This window comes from Rubrivivax sp. A210, assembly GCF_904426505.1.
Lineage (GTDB): Bacteria > Pseudomonadota > Gammaproteobacteria > Burkholderiales > Burkholderiaceae_C > Rubrivivax.
This window is the reverse complement of the sequence record NZ_CAJGBN010000064.1, coordinates 1-1,447: the sequence shown is the minus strand read 5'-3', so window position 1 is coordinate 1,447 and position 1,447 is coordinate 1. Positions and strand designations below refer to the sequence as shown.

Sequence of the window (1,447 nt, the reverse complement as noted above, 5' to 3'; positions counted from 1 at the left end):
TGAGCGACCGGGCGGATAGGTAACACTCTCTCTGGACGGATGGGTGACACTTGGTTGGAATTACAGCCGCACTGGCTGTTCTCTCGTTGATCTTAATTCAAGGCCCCTGCCAGGCCGCCGGAGGCCCCCGGTTGCGCAATGTACCCATTGCACTACCCCCTGCCTTGGTTGGCGTTCTCCCAGCTCACGCGCACCGCCTGAACCGGCCCATGTGGTCTTCGATTCTCATGTGCCGCTCGTGCAGCCTTCCCAGCTTCTTTACCCCGAAGTACACGTCCCACAGCCCGTCGTCCACCGCCTCCAGGCCGAGGTGCTGGCCCACCAGCGCGCTGCTCACGTTCACCCACTGCTTGTGCCAGCGTATGCCTCCGTTGGCGCTGACGTAGCGCACCTCGAACCGGTCGGGGTAGGTCATCTCCGGCAGCTTGCTGGGCATCGACCTGGGCGATGGCCGGTGCATCCACCCCGGCGTGCTCATGTCCAACGACTCGTGCGGCCTGACTTCGTTGTACTCCCGCCGCCAAGCGTTGAACTTCCTCTGCTGCGCCCTGCCGTTGGCTCCCGGTGGCTTCGTCGCCTCGGCCTTCAGCGTCCTGTGCATGCGCTCGTGCCGGCCGTTCTGCTGCGGCTTGCCCGGCTCGCTGAGCTCGGGCAGTATCCCCAGCCTCAGCCACCACACCGACAGTTGGCTGAGCCTGCCCAGTGTGGCCGCAGCGAAGGGAGAACCGTTGTCGGTCTTGATGCGCCGAGGTAGTCCGTGCTCCTTGAACACCCTCGTGAAGACCTCCTTGGTCGGCTCCAACAGCGTCCCGTCCAGGCATTGGCACCCCAGCAGGTAGCGGCTGTAGTTGTCGGTCACCGTCAGCGGGTAGGTGTACTGCCCGTTGCCCAGCCGAAACTGTCCCTTGAAGTCCGCGCTCCAGCTGTCGTTGGGTGCGCTGGTCACGCTGCTTGGCCGCCCCGGATGTCCTATCGCTCGCCGCCTGGGCTTGGCCGTGATCAGGCCGTTCCTCTTGAGCATGTCGCATACGGTGGATTCGTGGGGCAGCATCAGCGCGGGCTGCTGCAGGCCCACCAGGTGCAGCAGCTTGCGCGCTCCCCATGTGGGGTGCAGCGCCCTCATCTGCATCAGCGCCTGCTCCACTTCCAGCGGCGTCTTGTTCGCCACTACCCTGGCCGCGTGGCTTCGGTCCAGCACCCAGTCCGGGCCTTCGTGCTGGTAGCGCTCGATCCACTTGTAGCCACTCTTGCGGCTGATCCCGTACAGTGCGCACAGGTCGCTCACGGTGTGCGTGCGCTTGAGCCAGTCGGTAATGAATTGAATTCGCAGTTCCATGATGTTGGTGTCCTTCCAGGGCATTGGTACCCTCCTTGTGGAGGTCCATCGTCCCTGTCTCGTCACCTGCACGCTGCGAGAAAAGTGTCACCCATCCGCCCCGGTCGTACC

Annotated in this window: 1 protein-coding gene; it reads right to left on the bottom strand. The window is 64.1% G+C overall.

Going from position 1 to position 1,447, the window contains the following annotated elements:
- Positions 1 to 184: 184 nt before the first annotated feature.
- Positions 185 to 1,360, bottom strand: a complete 1,176-nt coding sequence (locus JMV16_RS21140) for an integrase core domain-containing protein (protein ID WP_201496306.1) — start codon at positions 1,358 to 1,360, stop codon at positions 185 to 187.
- Positions 1,361 to 1,447 lie beyond the last annotated feature (87 nt).